We start from the raw sequence: 24,643 nt of genomic DNA, 5'->3' as shown, positions 1-24,643 counted from the left end.
AAAGTTGGCTGTTGGTAGTAAAATCAGAAATTACCCCTACTCCATTCGACGCATACTTTTAAACCTCACACTTAGTGATAGCAAGCCTTTTGGCTTGGGTGTTATGATCTCAAGCACTTTGCCTTGAGATCGTCATCTCAGTCGCTTGTTGTTATCAGTCAAATCTCTGGGTGGGGTGAGATCACTTCTATCCAAAGGTAGACATGATGAAATAGAGAGCAGTTAATACTCAAATGGGTTGGCGTGAAATGAGGTTTGTAGGGCAAACTTTAGATCAGGAAAGTGAGTTTGGTGTCGTTCGTCCTACGTCCGGATTCCAAACTCATGAATCGAAGACTCAAACGACGCTGGGAACTCAAAACTCCATGTCATCGGCTCAAGAAATAGCACAGAATTGGCGAAAAGAGCTGGCATCTGACTGTCCTGAATATAGCGCAGCAACCCACGAAAGTATTATTAGCTGGCTGATAGGCGAGGACTTAGAGCGTTTTGAAACGTTTAACCCAACTCAGATGACAATTGCTAAGCAAGCGATGGAATATCGCTATCGCATTTTACGGCAACGTTATTTAGGAGTGGGGCCAGAGCGTGCCTATCGCAACTTGACTACGCGACTAGGCAGTTTGGTGTTGTTGAGAAATAAAATCCGCACCTGGGTGGCTTTGTCGCGCGATCGCCAGCGAGCAGTAGTGGATGTGTTGCAGGAAGTAATTCAGGAATTACTGCATAGCGATCGCTATATTCAACAACAAATTACCTGGATTACCAAATGTAGTGAAGACACTCGTCTTCGTAACTCCCTGCTGATGAGCAGCATTGAAGAATATTGCCTTAGACCGATTCGCAATCAGCCGCTGTTAGTGTATAGGTTTGTTAACTATCTGCGTCGATCCCAGCGCGGCGGCATGACTCACGTCCCGGATGGAGAGTTAGTGCGGCTGGTTTCTGAGGAAGTGACTCCGGATGAAGCAGACAACCCGGTGAGTTTACTAGACGCGCAAGCGGTTTCCCAGTACCAAGAAAATCAGGCGATTGAAGAACAAATGTCCATGCGGACAGCTGTTAAGCAGGAATTTAGGAGTTATTTAACTGAAAACGTCAGTAAAGAAGCTGCTGCATGGTTGGAGCTTTACCTGCAAGGAAAGTCTCAAGAAGCGATCGCCAGCGCCTTGAACTTGCAGATCAAAGAAGTTTATCGTCTGCGGGAAAAAGTCAGCTACCACGCGATTCGAGTTTTTGCCATAAAAACTCAGCCAGAGCTAGTCGCAAACTGGCTACAAACTTCTGTTCAGGATAGCTTTGGGCTGACACTCACCCAATGGCAGCAATTATGCGAAAGCGTTACTCCGGTAGGTCGCCAGTTGATCGAGCTGTTCAAAAATGGTAAATCAATGGAAGTGATCGCTGCTGAGTTGAACATGAAAAGCCATCAAGTTATGGGAGAATGGAGCAAACTCTACTTAGCCGCTCAAGCTTTGCGGAGCGATCCCTGATCCGTGCTGAAAAACACTGGCATTTTCTCCCTCTAGGCTTAACGAAACTATAACTATTGACTGGTTTATTGACATTAAACCGCTAATCAATCGCGGTAACTCCATCGAAGGTGCATCTAAGATATTAATCAGGACTTAGATATTTGGAATGGGGCTAGGGGCTGGGGAGGAAAAATTCTTTTTGCCTTTTGCATAAGAACCTTTTACCTTTGTCTTTGCCTTTTTCTCCAATCCAATACGGTCTACTTAAGAATAGTTGTAGAGTCCCTTGGCACCTCACTCAACACGCATATAGTATTTGTTGGGTGAGGTGCCATCCCAACAAATCGTAGGGTTTGGATATTTGGCTTTAAGTGAACCGTGTTGGTTCTCCAATCCCACCTTCGATAGATGTAAACAAATGTTTAGACTGATTGACAAGCTCCTGCCCTTTGAAGCCTGTCTTTACTATCAAATCTTACCCCTGGCCGTTGAAGGCAGCTGCCTGAAACTGGGCATGGTGCATCCAGACGATACCGCCACCTTAGACTACCTCCGCCGCATCCTGGCTTACCAGAACTACTCGCTAGAAATCCAGGTAATAAAAGCCGAGGCTCTACAGGCAATGCTCAGCGCCTACTTGAAAAATACTGGAAATTCTCAGCAACCAGCTCAAGATGCCCAACCCCCAACTCCAGCAGCCAAACGCTCAGACAGTCGAGTTGGTGAGGAAAAACTGCACAAAAAGTCGGATCGGATAAACCGGGACACTCTACCAACCTTGATTGTGGATAGTCCCCAGGAGTTGATACAGGAAATCAATAGCGCAAACGCTCAACCTGCTTCCGGGCCAACTCAACAAAGACCGACTGGAAAATCAGATTTAAAGCGCGACAACACAGACACGGGGGCTAGACAAAAGACACCCGTTAGTAAAGAGCGACTAGCGGGCGCATACCCTTCACCCCATCACGTTTATGATTCTACAGTTTTAACAACTCTTTCGCCGCAGCAGCTCCTTAAAGAATTGCTGCGGCGGGCGTTGAGCGGGACAATTGATCGGATTGATTGCGAACGGCATCTGTATGAAGGCAACATTCTCTGTAGTCGAGATAACGTTTTACACTTCGCGATCTCAGGGCTGCCTCTGCCCGTTTTGCAAGGAGTTATCGACGAGCTAAAGCGGATAGGAAGCTTACCTTTAATGCCAGTCCAACAGCACCAAAGGGTTGAGATTGAGCGATGTTATCAACAAGAGAGTTTGTTGCTGCGCTTGCAGATTATGCCTTCCCAGTATGGAGATGAGGCAACCCTGCAAGTGTTTCGGGGAGAAGCTTTGAAGGCTTATAAGCAGCAGCAACTCTCAATTCTGTGGCGGGAAGCTTTGAGTATTGGTGAGAAACTTCAGCGCAAGGTGAATCAAATATGCAATGCCTACGGCTCGGACTCCTTGCAGGGCGCTTCATCCGCTCCCATGCCGAACAAAGAAGCCCTCAATCACCTGCTAGAAAGCGTTGAGCAACAGCTCTCAAGCCTCAGTCCGTTGCCAAGCGATCGCAAACACGATGATTCTGTTCGCGTTAAGGGATAAGATGAATAATCTAAGCGTAGGAGAAGCTTTTTCCTCAAGGCTCAAGGAAGCATGAAAGACGAAAGCTCAAACAAAGGCGGATGCGATCGCGCGTTTAGCCCATCGCTGCTATAAGCATGAAAGGCAGGCTGTACGGCGACTACAAAAGCCTATATCAAAGAGCGTACCTATTGCGGTAGGGTATTATCTAAGCTTAACAATGAAACGATTAATAGCCCATCCTACATAATAGTATTTTCAGAAGTTAAATTAAAATTTCACACCTTACACTTCCTTTCATGCAGACCAAAGCTTTTTCTGAGCTTTTCCCCTTATTTAACACTGCCGCTCCAGAGACATTAGAATGGCTTTTGTCTGTTGCAGTCGATCACGAATACCCATCAGATAGAGCTGTTTTGATGGAAGACGCTTGGGGCAATGCAGTTTACTTTTTAGTGTCAGGTTGGGTAAAAGTACGTCGTCTCTCTGGGGAAGATGTCGTTACCTTGGCGATATTGGGCAGAGGCGATTTTTTTGGTGAAATGGCAATTCTCGATGAATCTCCCCGTTCCACCGATGTAATTGCCCTCTCATCAGTAGAATTGCTCAGTGTCTCCGCCCAGCGATTTATTCAAACTCTTTTCAAAGATCCGCAATTGCATCACCGAATGTTGCAACTGATGGTGAAGCGTCTGCGCCAAACTAATTTACGATTTCAAATGCGCCATCAGCCGCCAGCTGTGAAATTAGCCAATACTCTAGTGGGTTTGGGAGAAAACTACGGCGAATCCACCGAGACGGGAACGGAAATCTTTAATATCCCCTTTAAAGATTTGGCTAATGTCACAGATATCAGCGTCGAGGACACGACAAAAATTATGGGGAAACTGGATAGTAAAGGCTGGATTAAGATCAATCCGGCACGTCAGACGCTACATTTGACTAACCTTAAGCAGCTAACCCATCTGGCGGGACGAATGTAGCTAGTAGTCAGGGAAGAGTGGGAAGGTGGGATTGGAATGTTTCCACCTTCCCACACCGACGGACAACTGGCTAATCGCTACATTAGTTAATAGTTCCCTATAAAATTAAAAATGACACAAGCAACAGCTGTTCGCGATCGCTATCTACCTCAGACAGCACCAAAAATTCATTACCAGGTGGCAATACGCGAACCCGAATCCCATCTATTTGAGGTATCTTTAACTCTACGGGACTGGCAGCTACAGGTTCTGGATTTAAAAATGCCTGTTTGGACTCCTGGTTCCTATCTGGTGCGCGAGTATTCTAAGCATCTGCAAAATTTTTCTGCTTCTTCCGGCGATCAACCTCTGACGTGGCGCAAAATAAGTAAGAATCACTGGCAAGTAGACACAAATGGGGTGTCAGAAGTTACAGTAAGTTACCGTGTGTTTGCTAACGAGCTAACAGTGCGGACAAATCATCTGGACGCAACTCACGGGTATTTTAACAGCGCAGCTTTGTTATTTTATATACCAGAATTTGAGCAACAACCAATTCTAATTACAATTGTGCCGCCACGCCCAGAGTGGCACATCACAACGCCCTTACAAGTTGCATCTGATTTGGAATTGCCGATTTTAGATTTTGTGGGGGATGTTCGTCAGGAATCGGAAAGTGTCGAATCTAACCAGGAATCTGATTATCCAAAATCGATAATCGACAATCGAAATACCTTCCTGGCTCCTGATTTTGACACGCTGGTAGATAGTCCCTTCGAGATTGGGACTCATCAGTTGCATCACTTTGAGGTAATGGGAAAACCCCATGAATTAGCTATCTGGGGAAAGGGTAACGCCGAAGCAGAGCGAATGATCCCGGATATACAGAAAATTATTGAGGTAGAAGCTCAACTGTATGGGGGTTTACCTTATGACAGATATGTGTTTCTGCTGCATCTAGCTTCTACGGGGGCGGGTGGCTTGGAACACAAGAACTCTTGCACCTTGAATTACCACCGTTTCGGGTTTCGCGAACTGGACAAATACAATCGCTTCATGCAGCTGGTGGCGCATGAGTTCTTTCACCTGTGGAACGTTAAGCGCATCCGTCCGAAAGCGCTGGAGGTGTTCGATTATACGGGGGAAAATTACACGCCTTCTCTGTGGTTTAGTGAGGGGACGACGAGTTATTACGACTTGGTGATTCCGTTTCGGGCTGGGATCTACGATATTAAGTCTTTCCTGAATGAGTTGGGTAAGGAGATTACCCGATTACAAACGACACCGGGGAGACGAGTTCAACCCGCAAGCGAGTCGAGTTTTGATGCTTGGATTAAGCTTTATCGCCCGGATGCAAATAGTGGAAATTCTCAGATTTCCTACTATTTGAAGGGGGAAATGGTATCATTTTTGCTGGATTTGCTGATTCGAGCGCGTCATGAAAATAAGCGATCGCTTGATGATGTGATGCGACAAATGTGGCAGCAATTTGGGCAAGATGAAGTCGGTTTTACTCCAGAAGAGTTGCAGCAAGTAATTGAATCGGTCGCTGGAACAGATTTGAAGGAGTTTTTTGCTCGATACGTTGACGGAACCGAAGAGTTACCTTTTGATGAGTATTTGTCACCTTTTGGCTTGCGCTTGGTTGGGGAAAAGGAGGAACCAGTTGCTTACCTGGGGGTGACGGCGAAGGCAGAAAACGGGCGGGAAATGCTCAAATTTGTGGAGGCGGGTTCTCCGGCGCAGTTAGCTGGAATTGATGCGGGAGATGAGTTGCTGGCGATAGACGGTTTTCGGGTGACGGCGCAAAATTTGAGCGATCGCCTGAAAGATTACAATCCTGGTAATACTATCCAAGTTACAGTTTTCCATCAAGATGAACTCCGCACAAGTCTGGTGACTTTGGCAGAGCCTCGTCCGACTTCCTATAAAATTGTCCCAGTGGAGTCTCCAGACGATACCCAGAAACAAAACTTTGCTGGTTGGCTGGGTTGAGGCGTTAAAATGCGCGATCGTTTCAAGTTTTGCAGAAGATGATAATGTGCGATCGCGTTTGGTAAAGGTAATTTGGTTGGCGCTTTTATTTCCAATGCGATCGCTTCAAGGTTCTGCACATTGACGGCAAAATGTCAATTTATACTACAGTGTTTTTTGTTAGTAGCGTCAACCTGTAGGTGTTTTCCCAGAGGGGTCGATTTTTGTGGCTGAAACGTTTATCTCGTCTGGGTTTGAAGGCTATTAACCTCGATTTGAGGTGCATAGCCTGAAACTCTTATCAGCAGAGCGTTTGACCCAATTTCTAAAAGTCACCCCTTGACAACTCGATGCCTGAAACGGTACTTTGTTTATAGTTTGACGCAAACGAACCTCGAAAACTAAATATATCAAGGCTTTCAGTCCCCTTTGTTGAAATTCCCATAAATCCCTATTAGGGATTGAAACTACGACGATATGACCACAGACAGAACCTATGGGGTTGAAATTCCCATAAATCCCTATTAGGGATTGAAACAACCGACTTGGCGGGTAGACTTCTAAAACTTGCGTTGAAATTCCCATAAATCCCTATTAGGGATTGAAACGTCGCAAGCTCCTTGAGTTGGAAGAGGTACTGGGTTGAAATTCCCATAAATCCCTATTAGGGATTGAAACGCTCAAGATTTCCGCTCTATGGGTGTAAATGTTGGTTGAAATTCCCATAAATCCCTATTAGGGATTGAAACCCAGCATGAAATCTTGAGCTACCCGTTTTGTCAAGTTGAAATTCCCATAAATCCCTATTAGGGATTGAAACAGGGTGGATGCTTCGTGGAAACTGCAAAATTCTGCGTTGAAATTCCCATAAATCCCTATTAGGGATTGAAACTCTGAGTATTATTATAGTTTCATTTGTTCGAGTTGTTGAAATTCCCATAAATCCCTATTAGGGATTGAAACACTAGCTACTTCTACTGGTGACTCGTCGGGTGACGTTGAAATTGCCATAAATCCCTATTAGGGATTGAAACATCCAAGAAATCCGCGAACAGTTCCACCGTGATCGTTGAAATTGCCATAAATCCCTATTAGGGATTGAAACATCGAGCGCGACATCACCACACTTACAGATGACGGTTGAAATTGCCATAAATCCCTATTAGGGATTGAAACCATCTGGATCTATCATAGTATGGTTATGCGGTGGGTTGAAATTTCCATAAATCCCTATTAGGGATTGAAACATTTATGTAGGCGATCGCCCCGAAGATCGGGAGGTTGAAATTGCCATAAATCCCTATTAGGGATTGAAACAAGAATGACTGGACAAGGAAAGAAACAAGCAGGGGTTGAAATTGCCATAAATCCCTATTAGGGATTGAAACCGCGATGACGATTATTTTATCCGTCTCTGGCAACAGGTTGAAATTTCCATAAATCCCTATTAGGGATTGAAACAGCTCTTCAACACCTCGGCGATCAAGATACTGAGTTGAAATTTCCATAAATCCCTATTAGGGATTGAAACACTAATTGAATTTAATATATTAGCAATCTTCAAAGTTAAAATTCCCATAAATCCCTATTAGGGATTGAAACTCGCAGGTGAGGAGCTTGTCTGGTCTATTTGTGTCGTTGAAATTCCCATAAATCCCTATTAGGGATTGAAACCATCCTTGTCTTGAATTATTAGTAATATCTCGCAGGTTGAAATTCTCCATAAATCCCTATTAGGGATATTAAAAATCACAGGTATACTTACCACAAACTCTGAAAACTTCTTTACTCACTTCCTAGTGCGATAAAATTTTGCAAGTTGAGAGGGGGAAAATCCCAGGAAATAGCCAATAATTACAATCTGATTAATCAAGGTAGTTTTTAACACCCCAAGTTTTTGCCAACGACGTGCAGAAGTCAACACGGAAGCGGGGACAAGAGTAATATTTCCCAAACGTCTCAGGCGAAGGATAAATTCAAAATCTTCCATAATTGGGAGATGGGGAAAACCCCCAATCTCGTGAAAAACCGATGCTTTCAAAAAGATTGCTTGATCGCCGTAGGGTAGATGCAAAAAGCGCGATCGCCAATTTACCATCTTTTCTACCAGACGAAGCGATCGCATCCGTGCATCAATCTTCAACTCAAACGCACCAGCAATTGTACCTCTTTGGGCTAATGCTTGGCGAACCATAGCATCGAAACCAACAGGTAAACGAGTATCCGCATGAAGAAATAGCAGAATATCCCCCGTAGCAACTTTAGCACCCGCATTCATTTGGCGATCGCGACCAGCAGCAGCAGACAGAACTTGCATACCCAAAGATTTAGCTATAGCGACAGTTTCATCCTGACTTCCCCCATCCACCACAATCACTTCCACATTTGTCGCCTTTTCAAAACTGGCTAAATTTAATCTAATTCGGGAAGCCTCATTTAAAACTGGAATAATAACCGAAATCCTGGGTGCTTCTGTCACTCATAACTCCTAACTCTAGACGCGATATATCGCATCTCTACAATTCAAAATTCTTAAGTTTTGCCAAATCCTCTGGACGGTCAATATCAGCCAGCGGTGGAAGATAAGCTATACTCAAATTCATAGAGGACGCGATCGCTACAGTTTTTGCCAACACCTCAGAAGTTCCCCAAGGAATTTCCGCAAACAATTGGGGAAAAACCCGACGCAAACCTATTAAATAATATCCTCCATCCAACGCTGGCCCCAAAACCAAATCGTGCAGAATTAGCTCATCAAACGCTTCTGACATAATTTTCGCACTCAAATCGGGGCAATCAGTGCCAATAATCAAAGCACCCTCTATCCCGCTACCGAAAGCACCATCAAACGCCGACATTATCCGCAATCCTAAATCTCCATCAACTTGAGGCTTATAGACAAAATCAGCCCCTAACCAGTCTTGCATCAGCTGTTGATTACCGCCAGAAAAATAAACTTCCACACTCGTAGGACGTTCCCCCTGGAGTTCCCTAACCTGCGAAAGAGTATATTCAGCCAACCGACGATGAAGATTTGCCGCACCTTGGCTTCCCAAAGCCGGAATTAGTCGAGTCTTCGCTTTTCCCGGTTCTGGATAGCGAGTAAAAACAATTAAACACTCTTTACTCATTTTTCCGATTTTAGCTAAAGCGTAGATTGGGTTTCGGGGAGCATCCCGTATTTGCCAATCGCTGACAGGCTGGAATCGATGCTCCACAAACAAAGCCTGCGAAGGCAGGCTGAATTGAGTCCGCGGAGGCGGACTTGGTTTGTGTAGCCGCGATTTCCAATCGCCAGGTATTTTTGCAAAAACGGGCTTTGATCCCCCAAACCCCCCTTAAAAAGGGGAGCTAAGAAAAAGTGACACCTTAAAGCCCAAATGCCAGAGAAATACTTTGAGAATCTCCTGAAAAAGGGGCTAATAAAAAGGTTCAATTAAATACTCATTTCCAACATCCGCTGCATTGGACGCAACGCTGCAACTCGCATTTCCTCCGGTAAAGTCACCTCTGGCGTTCGATTTTTCATCGCCAAATAAAGTTTCTCCAGCGTATTTAACCGCATAAAAGGACACTCATTGCAAGCACAATTATTCATCGGCGGTGCTGGAATAAACTTTTTATTCGGCTCCCGCTTCTGCATTTGGTGGATAATTCCCGGCTCAGTAGCGACAATAAATTCCGAACTATCACTTGCTTGAGAATAATTCAGCAAAGCTGAAGTAGAGCCAATATAATTGGCGTGGCGCAAAACTGGAGGTTCGCACTCAGGGTGAGCAATTACCTCAGCATTTGGATGTTGAATTTTTAGCTGGATAATCTTCTTTTCAGAGAAGGTTTCATGGACAATACAACTACCTTGCCACAGCACCAAGTTTCGCCCAGTTTGCTCCATAACATATCGCCCTAAATTCCGGTCGGGAGCAAAAATTATCGGTTGATTTTCTGGGATTTGGTTGACAATTTTAACCGCGTTGGAACTTGTGCAAATAATATCGCTCATCGCCTTAATTTCAGCGGAGCAGTTAATATAAGAAACCACCAAATGTCCGGGATGAGCAGCTTTAAATTTGGCAAAGGCATCCGGCGGACAACTATCTGCCAAAGAGCAACCCGCGTCCAAGTCTGGCAGCAATACCAGTTTATCTGGATTGAGAATTTTGGCAGTTTCCGCCATAAAGTGAACCCCTGCAAAGACGATGACATCAGCATCGGTGCTGGCTGCTCTGCGAGAAAGTTCTAAGGAATCCCCGATATAATCTGCTACATCCTGAATATCAGGGTCTTGATAGTAGTGGGCAATAATAACGGCGTTAAGCTTCTCTTTCAAGGCTTTTATTGCCTCAAACAAATCGTAAGGTAGTGCGTCGGTCTGGGTAATAGTGCGCTGGGGAAGTGTATTGGTAAACACAGTTAAAAGATGCCTTGAGTACCAAGTTGCTAGGGGTGTAATCAGTAATTATAGTTGTTTTTACCAAAAGCTGCTGTGGGGGATTAGGTTTTTTATATAAGAAATTTCTCTCGTTCCTCAGATTGCTATTCTGGAAGATAGGCAAGGGGGTAGGCATGACGAGTCATCAAGAGAAATCCATCAAAATCGCTGTTGTGGGAGATGTTCACGACCAATGGGAAGCTGAGGACGAACTAGCCCTCAAGCATCTAGGTGTTGATTTAGCGCTGTTTGTGGGGGATTTTGGTAATGAATCGGTAGATGTGGTAGAGGCGATCGCATCTCTCAATCTCCCCAAAGCAGCAATTATGGGCAACCATGACGCTTGGTATAGTGCCTCAGATTGGGGTAGAAAGCGGTGTCCCTACGACCGTGAAAAAGAAGACCGAGTGCAGGAACAATTGGATTTACTGGGAGAAGCCCATGTAGGCTATGGTAAGCTCGACTTTCCAAAACTGAATTTAAGCGTGGTCGGGAGTCGTCCTTTTAGCTGGGGTGGCTTGGTTTGGAAAAATGCGGAATTCTATCAAGAGCGTTACAAAGTAACGAATTTTGCAGAATCCACCGAGCGCATCGTCGCGGCAGCAAATAGCGCCGCTTATGAAACTATCATTTTTATGGGACACAATGGCCCGATCGGGTTAGGCGATCGCGCAGAAGATCCTTGCGGGAAAGATTGGTATCCCATCGGCGGCGACTATGGCGATCCGGATTTTGCGGATGCGATCGCTAAAACTCGCAACCAGGGTAAAACTATTGCCCTAGTTACCTTCGGTCATATGCACCACCAACTGCGTCATACTAAAGAGCTGCGAAACCCTATCTATATCGGCGCAGAAGGCACAGTTTACTTAAATGCGGCGAGTGTACCCCGGATTATTCAGACACCAAGCGATCGCCTGCGTAACTTTTCCCTCGTTTCCCTGCAAAACGGTGTCGTCTCCCAAGTCTCCCTCGTTTGGCTTGGCGGTGACTTCAACATCGCATCCGAGCAAATTCTTTACCGTCCCCAAGAGTCAGTACAATCAATCCTCAGCCAGTAGTCAAAAGATCCACCAATCTTGATATGATAAAAAAATGAACCTGGAGAGGTGGCAGAGTGGTCTAATGCGCTCGACTTGAAATCGAGTGAACCGAAAGGTTCCGAGAGTTCGAATCCCTCCCTCTCCGTTACCCAAAACACCTTGTAACTTAAACTGGTTGAAGTAATTCCTTCTTCCAGTACAAAATTGTCACAAACTTACTTACTTTCCCCCGATGATTGGTTAGGCATCAGCTTCAGGCTATGCTTTGCTATGCTCGTTGGAGCGATTATCGGCATAGAACGCGAACTAAAGAACAAACCAGCTGGCTTAAGAACTCATATGCTGGTGAGTTTTGGTGCAGCACTTTTGACATTAATACCTCTTTTGGTAGATGAAAATGAACTCAACTCTGATGCTCTAAGTAGGGTAATCCAAGGAATTACAGCGGGTATTGGGTTTTTAGGTGCTGGGGAAATTTTACGGGAATCGCAGCAGGAATCGAGGAAAAAGATTAAAATTCACGGACTTACTTCTGCTGCTGCTATTTGGGTTTCTGCCGCGTTGGGAATTGCCGCAGGTTGTGGGTTGTGGCAGATGAGCTTAATTGGGGCTTTGTTGTGTTTTTTGGTGCTGAGAGTCTTTAAAAAAATAGAGCCTCATAACTAAATTTTCCCTACATTTGGAGTTTGTAAATCGGCATTTCATCTCTCAAAGTGATGATATTAAATTCAGCAAAGGGGAAGGCGCGGTTTAGGGAATCGCCTTGATATGCTGTATGAGTAGCCTGGAACTGGAAATGAGACTTATGAATAGAGCAGTGGTGTCAATTATAGTTTTTGCATTGTTAATATTAACTATTTTCTCTCCCTTTGCAGCTCTCGGTACTTTGATGCTTGTACTTTTAGCATCGGCATTTGTTTCAGCATTTTGGAATGTGGTGCAGGCAGCGGCAGGAAATCCCAAACAGCCTTCAAAAAATTAAAAATGCAAAATCCTTATTAATTTTGCATTTTTAATTTTTAATATTAACTCAGGCGAGTTACTAACTGATTTACGCGGGGTCTGCCGAAACGTTCCCAAGCACTCCCGCCGCGCAGAAATAACTCCATCCAGCGGATCGGTTGATTGTCTTTAGCTGAATTCCAACCGGAACTTCCCGGCGAAAATGCCAGAGTTCCTTCCGGGACTTTGAAACTGCCGTCCGAGTAAACGGCATCGCTTACCACATCTCCGACTCGAATCACCACCTTTTGTTCTGGTTTCAAATCGACGCTATGGGCGGGGATAGTGGTTTTGATGTTACCGTAACCGTCACTCCAGGCGATGCGATCGCTTGGTGCATCAGGTATTTGGTCTGGTTGCAAGACTTCTCCCAAAAGGCTAGTATCTCCCGAAGCGATCGCAGCAGCAGCACTGGGAAATACATCTCGCGATCGAAACTGCGATCCTCCCCGCGCAACCTTGACTGTATGTAAAACTTCAGCATGGTCTTTGATAAAAGAGAGAGTGTAGCCAGCAAATACACCCACCACTTTCACACCGTTTGGTAGCAGAGCATAAGTCAATCCCTCGCCTTCGTTGTTTTTCCGGGCCTCCGGGTCATCTTGGCGAGGAGCGCAATTGTGATATATTAGTCGATCTGCGGAACCAGGGTTTAGTCCGAGTTGCGCCACCCAAAAGCCAGTCGCCAGGGTACTGAAGGGAGGCACCGAGAGGCAGTAAATCTGGGATGCTGGTAAAGCCATCAAAAGACGTTGTGTAACCTCAGCAAATGCTGGATCACCGTTTCCGTAGTCTGCAATCAGGCTAATGAACATAGCGCCTCTGAATAGAAGTTTGCTACAGCAATATTACTGCTCACCGAATCAAAAAGCGATCGCTTTTATTTTGAGATAAACTCGTGACACTAGAAGCGAAAGGCAATGGTTAGATGTCCGATATTTTCGTGATGATTCGGAATCAGGATAACAATGCCCTGACTTCCATTGATGGCATTGCATTTGTAAGTTTACTTCGGCAAGACGGACAGCCGCTTGCAGAGGAGACTTTTGACTTGATTTATGCGGATGCGGGTTTTGATGACCTTCCGGTTGGGGAATATACCGTAGTTGTGAAACATGAACTGGTTGAACCTCAACAAACAACCTACGATGTAAAAATTATTAGTGAAGATGAAGTGATATTGCTAACATTTGTGTACCTAGAGCCAGAATGGGTATTCCTTCGCATTCAAGCTGCTGTAGAAAAGAGATTATAGATATGAAAATTAAAGTTATTCCGCCCTGCTCAATTAAAATGTTTCGCTATCGGGTGAATTTTCTGGCGAAGGATCTCTGGAAAGAAAAAGACCCAATTTGTCGGGCAAATTTAGCTTTACAGCTAGCGGATGCGGCTACATCGCTGGCGAGACTAGAATTGCAAGAAGCGCAAAAATTACAGCAAACTTCTCATACTCATCACACTTCAGGTTCTAATGAGCCATGATTAGCCAAGTTTAGAAGATGCGTTGCCTACCTCAAATTAAATTGATTCCCCTAAAAGCGTAAATGTCGCCTTTTTTACTATGAATTCCTTAACTTCTTCTCATCCCCAATCTGAGAATGCTGTCAAGATTGTTGTAACTGAAGTTATCGGAGATACTTTATGTATAACTTCTGAGGATGGACAAAAAGTTTACCAGCAGATTGCAGCAGCTTTTAAAGAAGGTAAAAAGGTGATTCTTGACTTCAAGAATGGTGAAGACTTTACTTGGCCTTTCTTCAGCGATGCCATTGGCCAATTATACGAACATTTTCCTGACGATCATATCCAAGCATCACTCAGTATCGTCGATATTTCTCCAGAAGACAGAGACTTTATTGAGGATGTCATCTACTGGAAGAAAGAGTATTTAAAAGACCCGCAGCGATTCAAAGAAGCTGCACAGGAATTCTTGGGTGATGAGGATGAGTAAACAAGTCTACAACATCGACTCTTACACATTTAGCTCAACTGATGCTGTGCTGTTTGATGCCAATATCTGGATGTACCTTTATAGTCCCCAGGGTGAGGTATATCCTAGAATTAAAAACAAATATGCCTTAGCGTTTAGACGAATTCGCGGTGCCAAAGGTCGCATATTGCTTGACGTTCTGGTGCTTTCTGAATTTATTAATGCTTTCTCTCGATTCGTTTATAACAACTTGCCAGCAGCAACAAAACCGAAAGAATTTAAAACTTTTCGGAATAGCGATGCTTTTAAACCTGTTGCTGAAGAGATTGCTAAATACTCTTTGAGAATATTGGAAAAGTCTGAATTAACGGAAGACGTTGTTGAATTGGTTAATTTACGATCAATCATGAGGGACTACGCCGCAGGCGAAACTGATTTTAACGATAAGATGTTGGCTGAGTTGTGTAGGACAAAGGATTTAAAACTGGTAACGCACGATTATGATTTTAGGGGAAATAATTTAACGATTATTACGGCTAATGAAAGGTTGCTAAACTGAACGTGTCAATGAGCGATCGCATCTTTTTATAAGTAGAATTATGCTCACTCTAAATGATATTGCCATATTTTTAAATCAATTCTTTGCCGTCCATCGTTTCGGTGATGACCAAGGCGGAATTTACCACTATTCAACACGCCCAATTCATCGTTTTGGATTAGCGCTGGAACCTTGGGATGGATTGGTAGAATGGGCAAAATCTAGACAAATAGATGCTTTATTTCTACATCGTCCCTGGAAACTGGAACCGGGGTTAGCGCCAGATATGGGCGTAGTGGCGTATCATCTAGCTTTTGATGAACGCCTGACACTAGGGTTTAATAATCGTCTTGCAGATGTGTTGGAAATGTCTGCATTAGAAGTGTTGGGCGAGAAAGAAGGGCGACCGATTGGGATGCTGGGGGAAATTCCCACACAGAGTATGGTGAGTTACTGTAGTTGTCTAAACGAAATCTTCGGTGGACGCGACAAAGTGCTGGTGGGAGTTAGCGGTGAGGTGAAGCGGGTTGCTGTAGTTGGCGCGATGACAGATGCGCTGGTACGCGAGGCGGCGTTGCGTAATGTCAATTTATATATTACAGGGCAGTTGAGACAACCTGCTGAAGCTGCTGTAAAAGAAACTGGAATCAGCGTTGTTGCAGTTGGTCATCGTCGCTGCGAAGAGTGGGGGTTACGGGCCTTATCTGGAGTGTTGCGCGATCGCTACTCGAAACTTCAGGTTGTCTTACCTCCCTGAAGGTGCAACACAACACCCCTAAAGACGATTTATAACAAAGATATGAGTCGTCACCAGAAATTTAACTTTCTCCAGAGTATTTGGCAACGTCTACGTCAATCTCTGGCAGTTTTCCGATACAGCGATCGCGCCCTCAGCTTAGTTTGGACTACTAGCCGCATTCTGACAATCATCTTTGCCATCCTTACTATAGTGGCAGGTTTGCTGCCAGCAGCCGTCGCCTATGTAGGGAAATTAATTGTCGATGCAGTAGTCTTAGCTTCTCAAACCGGGTTGCAAAGCGAACGCCTTCAAGCTTTGGGTTACGTGGGACTCGAAGCGATCGCAGTCATATTACTCGCAGGTAGTCAGCGGGGTTTAACTGTTTGTCAATCTTTGCTGCGAGTCCTGTTGGGACAAAAGGTGAATGTTCTAATTTTGCAAAAAGCGCTAACGCTAGAACTTCGCTATTTTGAGGATTCCGAATTTTACGACAAATTGATGCGGGCGCGGATGGAAGCATCAAGCCGTCCCCTCTCCTTAGTAAGCCGCACATTCAGCTTAATTCAAAATGCCCTCTCCCTGGTGACTTACGGCGGCTTGTTGCTGAATTTCTCCGCTTGGGCTGTGGTGATACTTGCAGCAGCAGCATTACCCGCCTTCATCGCCGAATCTCGCTTCTCTGGGGAAGCTTTTCGCCTATTCCGCTGGCGATCCCCCGAAACTCGCGCCCAACACTACCTAGAAACCCTGATTGCGCGAGAAGACTACGCCAAAGAGGTGAAACTTTACCAATTAGGGGATCTTTTACTACAACGCTACCGTGACATCTTCCATCGACTTTACGACGAAGACCGCAACCTGACTTTACGGCGAGGATTTTGGGGTTACTTGTTGGGGTTATTGAGTACCTGCGCCTTTTATCTCGCCTACGCTTGGATTGTACTTGAAGCGATCGCTAGTCGCATCTCCCTCGGCGACATGACCATGTACTTAATGGTATTTCGCCAAGGACAGTCTACCTTTTCCGCCGCTTTGGGTTCCATCGGCGGAATGTACGAAGACAACCTGTATCTCTCCAACCTCTACGAATTTCTAGAAGAAGAAATCCCGAAATCTTGGGGTACAGCAACTGAGGGGTTAATTCCCGGTGATGGGGTACGTTTCCAGAACGTCTACTTCACCTACCCCGGAAGTTCGCAACCCGCCTTAAATGGAATTTCCCTACACCTGAAACCGGGAGAAAAACTAGCAATTGTCGGCGAAAATGGTTCGGGAAAGACTACCCTGATTAAGCTTTTAACCCGACTGTATACACCAGACTCAGGACGCATTTTACTCGATGGCTTAGACTTACAAGAATGGGATAGTGAAGTATTGCGCGATCGCATCGGCGTAATTTTTCAAGACTTTGTGCGCTATCAGTTCAAAGTTGGGGAAAATGTCGGCGTTGGCGATGTAGACCACATAGAAGACGAAAAACGCTGGAAAATTGCCTCCGAAAAAGGCATGGCTGAACCTTTCATTGAGAAAATGGCCCAAGGCTATCAAACTCAGTTAGGGAAATGGTTTCGGGGAGGAGTAGAACTCTCTGGCGGACAGTGGCAGAAAATTGCTCTTTCCCGTGCATTTATGCGAACTGCGGCGGATATTTTGGTGTTAGACGAACCAACAGCAGCGATGGATGCGGAAGCTGAAGTCAAGATTTTTGAACGTTTTCAGAAGCTTACCCAGCATCAGATGGTTCTTCTGATCTCCCACCGCTTTTCAACTGTACGCATGGCTGACACAATTGTAGTTTTAGAAGGAGGCGTTGTACTGGAAGAAGGAACTCACCAAGAGTTGTTGCAGCTTCAGGGACGCTACGCTACCCTTTTTAAACTGCAAGCCGCAGGATACCAGTAGATATCTCAACACAAAACGAAACTCAACATCGGTGGAAACAAGCGTGACTTGTTGAGTTTTCACACGGTACGACCAACCTACAAATTACTTCTTTTTTCTTTCTTCCTTCTTCCTCTTCGTTCGCGCCCTGTTCGCCTAAAGCGCTAACGCTAACGCGGTTCATCTCTTAAACTCAACCCAAAACCATCAACTACAACTTAAAAGGCAATAACAATGAAAACCGAAATGATTGAGATTTTATCTAGCAGAGAAGTAGAAAAAATGCGTGCCTCTGGACGCTTAGCAGCCGCCCTCCTGTCCCACCTAGAACCGATGGTTAAACCAGGAGTAAGCACATTACAAATCAACGACGAAGCCGAACGCTGGACAAAAGAACATGGAGCAATAAGCGCCCCACTAGGCTACAAAGGATTTCCCAAATCTATCTGCACCAGCATCAATGAAGTAGTATGTCACGGCATCCCAAGCGCCAAACAAATTCTTAAAGAAGGTGACATTATTAACATTGACGTGACACCAATTCTTAATAGTTATTACGGAGATACATCCAAGACATTCTTTGTCGGTTCACCCTCACCTACAACAAAAAAGCTAGTTGAAGTAACGAAAGAGTGTCTTTTCCGAGGAATTGCCGAAGTTAAGCCAGGGGCGCGGATTGGCGACATTGGTGCAGCTATTCAAGAATATGCTGAGAAAGAGGGCTTTTCCGTAGTACGGGATTTTGCGGGACACGGCGTACACCGCGTTTTTCATACTGCACCTGAGATTCCCCACTATGGTAAACGCAATACAGGTAAGCGTCTGAGATTAGGTATGGTCTTCACTATCGAACCCATGATTAATGAAGGGACTTGGGAGGTGGAAGTTCTCAAAGATGGCTGGACTGCTGTCACCAAGGATCGAAAGCTTTCCGCCCAGTTTGAGCATACAGTAGTTGTGACTGAGGAAGGCGTCGAAATCCTGACTCTACGGGAAGAAGAGATTCTCTAGGGTTGGCGGTTTGACGCAAGCGATCGCAAAATTATTATCGGCGTATGCACATATCCCGGACAAACGCAAGCTTTCCGGTTAGTGCCATTCGCCCGGTAATATAATTCTCGTTACCAGTAGGGGCGGGAAAACCCCACTCCGACAATTTCAGTCAGCAACCTATGGTAAATTCATCCCGACTCGCTTCAGCCCTGAAAATCAGCACGGTGGCACTGTTGTTGATGATAATAATCACAGTTCTAACCTTACCCGCCGAAGCCAAAGTTACGCGCTATCTGAAGGGTAACTCCGCCGATGTTAATCCTACCTTAGCTGGCCCAGCCTATAACTTTGGCGGCGGTGGCCCCGATGTAGATGAGGCGATTCAGTGGATGATTAATCAGGTAAGGGGTTGTACAAACTGCGCCACCAAAGTTGATGTCGTAGTTATCAGATCCTCCGGCGATGATGGATACAACGATGCGATCGCATCCATGAACGGCGTTGACTCCGTGGAAACTCTTGTCATCACCAGTCGGGACGATGCACAAAAAGCGAATGTTGTCAATCCTATCAAAAACGCCGAGGTGATATTTTTTGCTGGTGGCGACCAGTGCGAATACACCCGGAACTTCAAAAATACAGCGGTTGAGGCGGCGGTAAAATCAGTAAATGCCAGAGGCGGCGCAATTGGTGGCACCAGTGCGGGTTCGATGATCCAAAGTGATTTTGTTTACAACGCCTGCTCGGATACTGTGGAAACCAGGGAAGCTTTAGAAGACCCCTATGAAGACATCAGTTTCACCTACGACTTCTTTAAGTGGGCGAATATGAAAGCAACCCTTGTAGACACGCACTTTAGCAAACGCGATCGCATGGGTCGAACCATGACCTTTATTGCGCGTCAAATTAGAGACGGGATATCTGACAGCGCCTTGGGAATAGCGGTAGACGAAGATACATCGGTTGTTGTAGATAAAAACGGAATGGCGCGGGTGATCGGAGGTGCAGCATACTTTGTCCTCGCTGACCATATGCCAGAGGTCTGCGAACCGCAAACCCCCCTGACCTTCTCTAACTACAAGATTTGGAAAGTTAAAAGCGGCGATACATTCAACCTCAAAAATCGCCCTACATCTGGCTACTATCTCAGAAGCGTTAACAAAGGGCGACTAAGCTCAGATCCGTACTAATAATCTCGTTCCCAAGTCATATCTTAAAGCTAGTCATGGATTGTCCCATCTGGCAAGATTGCGCCAGTCAACTTGGCTCCAACCAGCTTAACCAGCAGGCGGTCATTCATCCCAACCTTTGCATCAGTCAAATCAGCACCACTCAAATCAGCACCACTCAAATCAGCGCCAATTAAGTTAGTCTCCCGTAAATCGGCATCCCTCAAGTTTGCTTGCAGCAAATTGGCTCTAAAAAGATTCGCTCTGTAGAGAGAGGCTCCCTGGAGATTGATCTTATGCAAAAAGGCATCACTCAGGTTAGCTTGGCTCAAATTAGCATAACTAAAGTTTCTGCCTGACAAGTCTTTTTCTTTGAAGTTAGCACCACGAAAATCGCCTCCACTGAGATCGGAACGCGCCGAATTGGTTTGATATTGGGATTTAGGCGGTTCGTTCGGGCGGGAGCGAGAATTGGCTGCGGTATTATGTGGCTGTGTACGAGATTGCGATCGCTGCGATTGAGCCGTTTTTTTAGAAGTATTTCGTTGAATTGACCGCAATTCATCCCGTGCGTGATTAATCTCTTTGAGTTTTTCTTCAGCCTTTAGCCGCAACCGAGGATTATCTTCAGGAATCCGATCGGGATGCCAAATAAACGCTAAATCCTTATAAGCCTGGTTCACCTCTTCCGGTGACGCTCCAGGCTCAATTCCCAGCACTTTGTAGCATCGGTTTAGATCGCTCATCTAAACCATCCTATCAAAGTAATGCGGGAGGATGAGAACCTCTGGCTTTTAAGGAGGAGATGAAATCCGACTCGTAGGACTAAAGTCCGACATTTCCCTAGTTTCTATTTTATCGGAAGCCTTCCTACAAGATGATGTATGATTTTGTAGGAGGTTCAAAACAGTGTTAAGCCTAACTTACGAGTACAAAGCAATCCCAACGCCAGGGCAGGTTCAAATCATTGAACACACGTTAAATGTGTGTCGCCAAATTTGGAACTTTGCTTTACGTGAGCGCAAAGATTGGATAAATTCTCGTAAGTGTCAAATTAATGCTTGCTCAATAACTTCTGAGTACATTGTTCCGGCTGATGCGATTTATCCCAACTACTACGAGCAAGCGAACGCTTTAACTAAAGCCAAGCTTGAGTTTCCAGAACTTAAGACAGTTAATGCCCAAGTGTTGCAGCAAGTCTTAAGAAAGTTAGAGACAGCGTTTGTTGACATGAGACGTAAGGGAGCTGGTTTTCCTCGGTTTAAGAATAGATATCGACTACGGTCTTATGTCTATCCACAACTAGGTAAAGCTCAATTCTTGCGAGACAATCAAATTAAACTGCCTCAACTGGGATGGATGGAATATATCAAGTCACGGGAAATCCCCGAAGGGTTTGTTGTTAAGCAAGCTCGGATTGTTCGCAAAGCGTCTGGGTATTTTGTCATGCTAACGCTTGAATGTGATGTCAATGTGCCTGCAACTATGGCTCACGGTCATCCTGTTGGGGTAGACTTGGGACTTGACAAATTTCTAGCAACATCAGACGGGCTTTTGGTAGATAGACCCTGCTTTTTTCAGGTACTGCATCGTCAGCTTAAATTGCTACAACGCAGGCTGAAGCATAAAGAAAAAGGGTCAAACAATCGCCATAAACTTAACCAGAAGATTGCACGTTTACATCAACGTATCAGCGATACTCGGAAAGACTGGCACTTTAAACTAGCCCATAAGCTATGTGATGGTGCTGGGATGATATTTGTTGAAGATATTGATTTTCGGGTATGGGCAAAAGGTATGTTCTCAAAGCATACTTTAGACGCTAGTTTTGGGCAGTTTCTTAAAATCTTGCAATGGGTGTGTTGGAAGCGCGGTGTATACTTTGCCAAAGTCAACAAGGATTACACTTCGCAAGTCTGTCCGCAATGTGACACACATACCGGAAAGAAAGAGCTTAGTGATAGAGTACATTCATGCCCTGAGTGTGGCTACACAACTCATAGGGACGTAGCCGCAGCTCAAATTATCCGTAATCGAGGACAGTCTGAGGTGGGACGCATCTTGGACTCTAAAAAAAATGCTTGTGGAGACGGTCTGACGGGGACTGGCAACAGTCTAGTTAAGAGTCCAAGAAGCAAGAAGAAAGGTGGAGAGGCACGACTTGAGTCTGCCTCGTAACATCTTTTAAGAATCCCCTAGACTTTAGTCAGGGGAGTACGTCAACGAATGCTAAGGTCTGTTGACACTGATGCCACGAGCCTGGAAATAATATTCAGCTCATTTAACGCTGAGCGACCATCATCATCGGCACGCCTCTAGCAGGTGTTAAAGTGATACCGCGACGTACAGGCAAAACTTTCCGATTATCGGTAAGTGCCATTTCATACCGAGATAATACAGTTGCCAACACCAATTTCATCTCCAGCAGAGCAAGCGCCCAACCAATACAGCAACGACTCCCGCCACCAAAGGGGATAAACTCATAGGGGGAAAATTGACGTTCCAGAAAACGCTCTGGCTTAAAACTCTTCGAGTCTGGGTAGATATCTTCCCGATGATGAGTTAAATAAACACCAGCAGTCAGCACTGTACCCGGATCGAATTTATAACCCATAATCTCGATTGGTGATTTCACAATGCGAGCGAAGGAAAACAACACAATCGGGTAAATTCGCAGCGATTCCGAGCAGATAGCCGTAAGATAGGGAAGTCGGGCAATTTCCGTTGGATCTGGATCGGAACCGATACTTTCCAGCTCTTTTAAAAGTTTCTCGCGGACTTCTGGCAGATGGTGAATCCAGTAAAATGCCCAAGCTAAGGATGATGCTGTGGTTTCGTGTCCAGCAAACAGCAACGTCATTAATTCGTCGCGCAACTCAACATCTGTCATCGGTTGCCCGTTTTCATCGCTAGCAGACATCATTAAACTGAGGATGTCTGTACGATTGGAATCTGGTTGCTCCCGACGTTCCCGAATTTCGGTGTAAAGGAGTTCGTCAATTTGCTGACGCTGACGCAGGAAACGTCCCCAAAAACTCCAGTCACCTAAATCTTGTTGAAGAATTGGGAAGAAAATCACGGTAGAAGTCAAAGGCGAGTTAAAAGCATCCAGCATGGAAACCAATAGTTGCTTGAGTTGCTGAAAACGCGCTCCTTCATCAATGCCAAAAACTGCCCGCAAGATAACTCGCAGGGAAATTTCTTGCATGGCTGGATAAACTGGTTGAATGTTACCAATTGTCCAGCTTTTCATCACTTGTTCGGCTATTTCACAGATCAGCTTGCCATAAGCTTTCATTCGTTCGCCGTGAAAAGGAGGCATTAATAGCTTTCGCTGTCGTTGGTGGCGATCGCCATCTAATAAAATTAATGAGTTATTCCCCACTATAGGCTGTAAAATCTTGCTACCCTCGGCAGAGTCAAACTGATGTGGGTCAGCGGTAAAGATTTCCTGAATTGCCTGGGGGTTGCTAAAGACTACAGCCGGGGGAAATCCAAGCGATCGCATTGTAAACACATCGCCGTATTCCTTGGCAGCAGCTTCCAAATATTCCAAAGGACGCGCTATTCCTTGGATGGTCTGCATCCACGTTGGCATCCTCGGACTATCCGGTAGTTTCATCGCAGTTTTGCTTGTCATAAAAACGAACCACACTTATGTTTTTTTAGGGCTGAGGAACCTCAAACGCCACGCCCCTCAACGTCTTAACACAGCGCACGGGGGTGGCTTCCATTCCCTACCAATTCAGATTTTTGATTGATTCTTTTCTGGGAGTGATGGAAACATCACAGAAGATGCCTCTTTTATCATTTTGGCTAATTCTTCGGGCGGATTATTCCGCGACGATGACTCTAAATATTCCCCAGAGTAAAGCGGTGGCGCAGGCTTCATTTTGTGAGTAATGCTGTAGTAGCGATGACTTTGAGAAAATGCACCTTGCTCCTGTATCGATTCTTGCGCTACTTTCTTACGCAGTTTGATGATGGCATCAATAATTGCCTCTGGTCTGGGAGGACAACCAGGTAAATATACATCTACCGGAATTAACTTGTCCACGCCTCGCACCGCTGTCGGTGAGTCGCTGCTGAACATTCCCCCAGTGATTGTGCAAGCACCCATCGCAATTACATACTTGGGTTCTGGCATTTGTTCGTAGAGGCGCACCAAGGCGGGTGCCATTTTCATTGTGATGGTGCCAGCAGTGATAATAACATCAGCATGGCGAGGACTGGGCCAAGGTTTGAAGCCAAAACGCTCGAAGTCAAACCGTGCTGCGAAAAAAGCAGCCATCTCAATAAAGCAGCAAGCAGTCCCAAACATCAGAGGCCACAAACTGGACAGTCTAGCCCAATTATACAAATCGTCTACTGTGGTTAAAATGATGTTTTCAGAAAGCTCTTGGGTAATCTGAGGACGCTCAATAGGATTGATTATCTGAGTTTTTTGCTCGTTCGGCTCAAGTATAGTTGCTGTCGGGTTCATAATTTTCTCCTTTAGCTCAACATTGAGAAACCTGATTCCAAGATGTCACCATCAATCAGGTTTCGCCAGTAAAGTTAAAGGTGTTAAGCACTAACTTAAGTCTCTAACCCCCTAATGAGGTATGGATCGCTATAAGCAAAAACGCCAGCGCGGTGTTATCCTTACTCTCCCAGGCTTGAAGAAGCTGCAAGATGCAAGACATCAGGCGGAAATTCTGGAAAATGCTGGAGACAAGTATACTCTTGAAGAATTAAGCGATCGCACTCAACTGGCTCCCTTTACTGTGGCGAAGGTTCTTGCTCGTGATGAAGGTGTCGATAAGCAAACACTGGCTCTTTTTTTCTAGAACCGCAAAGTTTGCTAGAGAGGGTAAGATATTTCAAGAAGAAGAGGGAACACAGAGCGTGGTGTATAAATGGCAAGAAAAAGCCCGCAACCAAAAGCGATATCATTTG

General features: G+C 45.2%; 25 protein-coding genes, 1 tRNA gene and 1 CRISPR repeat array. Of the genes, 19 read left to right on the top strand and 7 right to left on the bottom strand.

Going from position 1 to position 24,643, the window contains the following annotated elements; translation table 11 throughout:
- Positions 1-365: 365 nt before the first annotated feature.
- The 5 genes from H6F74_RS00760 to H6F74_RS00740 all read left to right on the top strand — a co-directional run bounded on the left by H6F74_RS00760 (position 366) and on the right by H6F74_RS00740 (position 6,123).
- Complete coding sequence (locus H6F74_RS00760) at positions 366-1,493, top strand: HetZ-related protein 2 (RefSeq protein WP_190434902.1); 1,128 nt, start codon at positions 366-368, stop codon at positions 1,491-1,493.
- A gap of 400 nt (positions 1,494-1,893) precedes the next feature.
- Entirely contained in the window at positions 1,894-3,063 is a 1,170-nt protein-coding gene (locus tag H6F74_RS00755; protein WP_190434815.1) for a hypothetical protein, read from the top strand.
- A gap of 278 nt (positions 3,064-3,341) precedes the next feature.
- The gene (locus H6F74_RS00750; RefSeq protein WP_190434812.1) at positions 3,342-4,025 is read left to right on the top strand and encodes a Crp/Fnr family transcriptional regulator; all 684 of its coding nucleotides are present in this window, start codon (positions 3,342-3,344) and stop codon (positions 4,023-4,025) included.
- A gap of 111 nt (positions 4,026-4,136) precedes the next feature.
- Positions 4,137-5,999, top strand: coding sequence for a M61 family metallopeptidase (locus H6F74_RS00745; RefSeq protein ID WP_190434809.1), 1,863 nt, complete (start codon positions 4,137-4,139; stop codon positions 5,997-5,999).
- Positions 5,980-6,123: a hypothetical protein gene (locus tag H6F74_RS00740; RefSeq protein ID WP_190434807.1), complete on the top strand. Its 144-nt coding sequence runs from the start codon at positions 5,980-5,982 to the stop codon at positions 6,121-6,123. Before H6F74_RS00745 ends, H6F74_RS00740 begins: the two co-directional genes overlap by 20 nt.
- A 286-nt stretch (positions 6,124-6,409) precedes the next feature.
- Positions 6,410-7,725: direct repeats of the CRISPR family, unit length 27 nt; unit sequence CCATAAATCCCTATTAGGGATTGAAAC.
- A 42-nt stretch (positions 7,726-7,767) separates the two neighbouring features.
- Here the strand turns inward: H6F74_RS00740 and H6F74_RS29765 are convergent.
- From H6F74_RS29765 to nadA, 3 genes are all read right to left on the bottom strand, one after another.
- The gene (locus H6F74_RS29765; RefSeq protein WP_190434804.1) at positions 7,768-8,457 is read right to left on the bottom strand and encodes a TIGR04283 family arsenosugar biosynthesis glycosyltransferase; all 690 of its coding nucleotides are present in this window, start codon (positions 8,455-8,457) and stop codon (positions 7,768-7,770) included.
- A gap of 37 nt (positions 8,458-8,494) precedes the next feature.
- Positions 8,495-9,109, bottom strand: coding sequence for a TIGR04282 family arsenosugar biosynthesis glycosyltransferase (locus H6F74_RS29760; protein ID WP_190434900.1), 615 nt, complete (start codon positions 9,107-9,109; stop codon positions 8,495-8,497).
- Between the two features lie 305 nt (positions 9,110-9,414).
- The gene (gene nadA, locus H6F74_RS00725; protein ID WP_190434801.1) at positions 9,415-10,389 is read right to left on the bottom strand and encodes a quinolinate synthase NadA; all 975 of its coding nucleotides are present in this window, start codon (positions 10,387-10,389) and stop codon (positions 9,415-9,417) included.
- 155 nt (positions 10,390-10,544) lie between these two features.
- On the opposite strand from nadA, the gene H6F74_RS00720 reads away from it, so the two are divergent.
- The 4 genes from H6F74_RS00720 (at position 10,545) to H6F74_RS00705 (ending at position 12,435) form a co-directional block, all read left to right on the top strand.
- Positions 10,545-11,471 carry a TIGR04168 family protein gene (locus H6F74_RS00720; RefSeq protein ID WP_190434798.1) on the top strand — a complete coding sequence of 309 codons (927 nt, stop codon included), beginning with the start codon at positions 10,545-10,547 and terminating at the stop codon, positions 11,469-11,471.
- 42 nt (positions 11,472-11,513) lie between these two features.
- A tRNA-Ser gene (locus H6F74_RS00715) sits at positions 11,514-11,598 on the top strand.
- A gap of 59 nt (positions 11,599-11,657) precedes the next feature.
- A complete protein-coding gene (locus H6F74_RS00710) occupies positions 11,658-12,119 on the top strand; it encodes an MgtC/SapB family protein (protein WP_190434795.1) in 462 nt (153 codons plus the stop codon).
- Between the two features lie 139 nt (positions 12,120-12,258).
- A complete protein-coding gene (locus tag H6F74_RS00705; RefSeq protein ID WP_190434792.1) occupies positions 12,259-12,435 on the top strand; it encodes a hypothetical protein in 177 nt (58 codons plus the stop codon).
- Positions 12,436-12,478: 43 nt separating this feature from the next.
- Here H6F74_RS00705 and H6F74_RS00700 read toward each other — a convergent pair whose 3' ends face one another.
- Positions 12,479-13,270 carry an SAM-dependent chlorinase/fluorinase gene (locus H6F74_RS00700; protein WP_190434787.1) on the bottom strand — a complete coding sequence of 264 codons (792 nt, stop codon included), beginning with the start codon at positions 13,268-13,270 and terminating at the stop codon, positions 12,479-12,481.
- 113 nt (positions 13,271-13,383) lie between these two features.
- On the opposite strand from H6F74_RS00700, the gene H6F74_RS00695 reads away from it, so the two are divergent.
- The 8 genes from H6F74_RS00695 (at position 13,384) to H6F74_RS00660 (ending at position 19,726) form a co-directional block, all read left to right on the top strand.
- A complete protein-coding gene (locus tag H6F74_RS00695) occupies positions 13,384-13,710 on the top strand; it encodes a hypothetical protein (protein ID WP_190434783.1) in 327 nt (108 codons plus the stop codon).
- 2 nt (positions 13,711-13,712) lie between these two features.
- The gene (locus H6F74_RS00690; protein ID WP_190434780.1) at positions 13,713-13,937 is read left to right on the top strand and encodes a hypothetical protein; all 225 of its coding nucleotides are present in this window, start codon (positions 13,713-13,715) and stop codon (positions 13,935-13,937) included.
- Positions 13,938-14,016: 79 nt separating this feature from the next.
- Positions 14,017-14,406, top strand: coding sequence for an STAS-like domain-containing protein (locus H6F74_RS00685; protein WP_190434778.1), 390 nt, complete (start codon positions 14,017-14,019; stop codon positions 14,404-14,406).
- The gene (locus H6F74_RS00680; RefSeq protein ID WP_190434775.1) at positions 14,399-14,944 is read left to right on the top strand and encodes a PIN domain-containing protein; all 546 of its coding nucleotides are present in this window, start codon (positions 14,399-14,401) and stop codon (positions 14,942-14,944) included. The genes H6F74_RS00685 and H6F74_RS00680 overlap by 8 nt, the downstream gene beginning before the upstream one ends.
- 40 nt (positions 14,945-14,984) lie before the next feature.
- The gene (locus H6F74_RS00675; protein WP_190434772.1) at positions 14,985-15,680 is read left to right on the top strand and encodes a Nif3-like dinuclear metal center hexameric protein; all 696 of its coding nucleotides are present in this window, start codon (positions 14,985-14,987) and stop codon (positions 15,678-15,680) included.
- A 42-nt stretch (positions 15,681-15,722) separates the two neighbouring features.
- Positions 15,723-17,564 (top strand): ABC transporter ATP-binding protein, encoded by a 1,842-nt coding sequence (locus H6F74_RS00670; RefSeq protein WP_190434770.1) that lies wholly within the window; start codon positions 15,723-15,725, stop codon positions 17,562-17,564.
- Positions 17,565-17,777: 213 nt separating this feature from the next.
- A complete protein-coding gene (gene map / locus H6F74_RS00665) occupies positions 17,778-18,554 on the top strand; it encodes a type I methionyl aminopeptidase (protein ID WP_190434764.1) in 777 nt (258 codons plus the stop codon).
- Positions 18,555-18,715: 161 nt separating this feature from the next.
- Positions 18,716-19,726 carry a Type 1 glutamine amidotransferase-like domain-containing protein gene (locus tag H6F74_RS00660; protein ID WP_190434762.1) on the top strand — a complete coding sequence of 337 codons (1,011 nt, stop codon included), beginning with the start codon at positions 18,716-18,718 and terminating at the stop codon, positions 19,724-19,726.
- Between the two features lie 29 nt (positions 19,727-19,755).
- Here H6F74_RS00660 and H6F74_RS00655 read toward each other — a convergent pair whose 3' ends face one another.
- Positions 19,756-20,451, bottom strand: coding sequence for a pentapeptide repeat-containing protein (locus tag H6F74_RS00655; RefSeq protein WP_190434757.1), 696 nt, complete (start codon positions 20,449-20,451; stop codon positions 19,756-19,758).
- 163 nt (positions 20,452-20,614) lie between these two features.
- On the opposite strand from H6F74_RS00655, the gene H6F74_RS00650 reads away from it, so the two are divergent.
- Positions 20,615-21,883 carry an RNA-guided endonuclease TnpB family protein gene (locus tag H6F74_RS00650; RefSeq protein WP_190434756.1) on the top strand — a complete coding sequence of 423 codons (1,269 nt, stop codon included), beginning with the start codon at positions 20,615-20,617 and terminating at the stop codon, positions 21,881-21,883.
- A 103-nt stretch (positions 21,884-21,986) separates the two neighbouring features.
- Here H6F74_RS00650 and H6F74_RS00645 read toward each other — a convergent pair whose 3' ends face one another.
- Both H6F74_RS00645 and nuoB read right to left on the bottom strand, forming a co-directional pair.
- The gene (locus tag H6F74_RS00645) at positions 21,987-23,327 is read right to left on the bottom strand and encodes a cytochrome P450 (protein ID WP_190434897.1); all 1,341 of its coding nucleotides are present in this window, start codon (positions 23,325-23,327) and stop codon (positions 21,987-21,989) included.
- 123 nt (positions 23,328-23,450) lie between these two features.
- The gene (gene nuoB / locus H6F74_RS00640; protein ID WP_190434753.1) at positions 23,451-24,188 is read right to left on the bottom strand and encodes an NADH-quinone oxidoreductase subunit NuoB; all 738 of its coding nucleotides are present in this window, start codon (positions 24,186-24,188) and stop codon (positions 23,451-23,453) included.
- Positions 24,189-24,309: 121 nt separating this feature from the next.
- Here nuoB and H6F74_RS00635 point away from each other — a divergent pair, with 121 nt between their 5' ends.
- Positions 24,310-24,534 carry a hypothetical protein gene (locus H6F74_RS00635; protein WP_199300726.1) on the top strand — a complete coding sequence of 75 codons (225 nt, stop codon included), beginning with the start codon at positions 24,310-24,312 and terminating at the stop codon, positions 24,532-24,534.
- Positions 24,535-24,643 lie beyond the last annotated feature (109 nt).

Origin of the sequence: Trichocoleus sp. FACHB-90 (assembly GCF_014695505.1) — a bacterium.
GTDB lineage: Bacteria > Cyanobacteriota > Cyanobacteriia > Cyanobacteriales > FACHB-T130 > Funiculus > Funiculus sociatus.
Note: the sequence above shows the minus strand (reverse complement) of the source record. Positions and strands in the feature narration are given on the sequence as shown.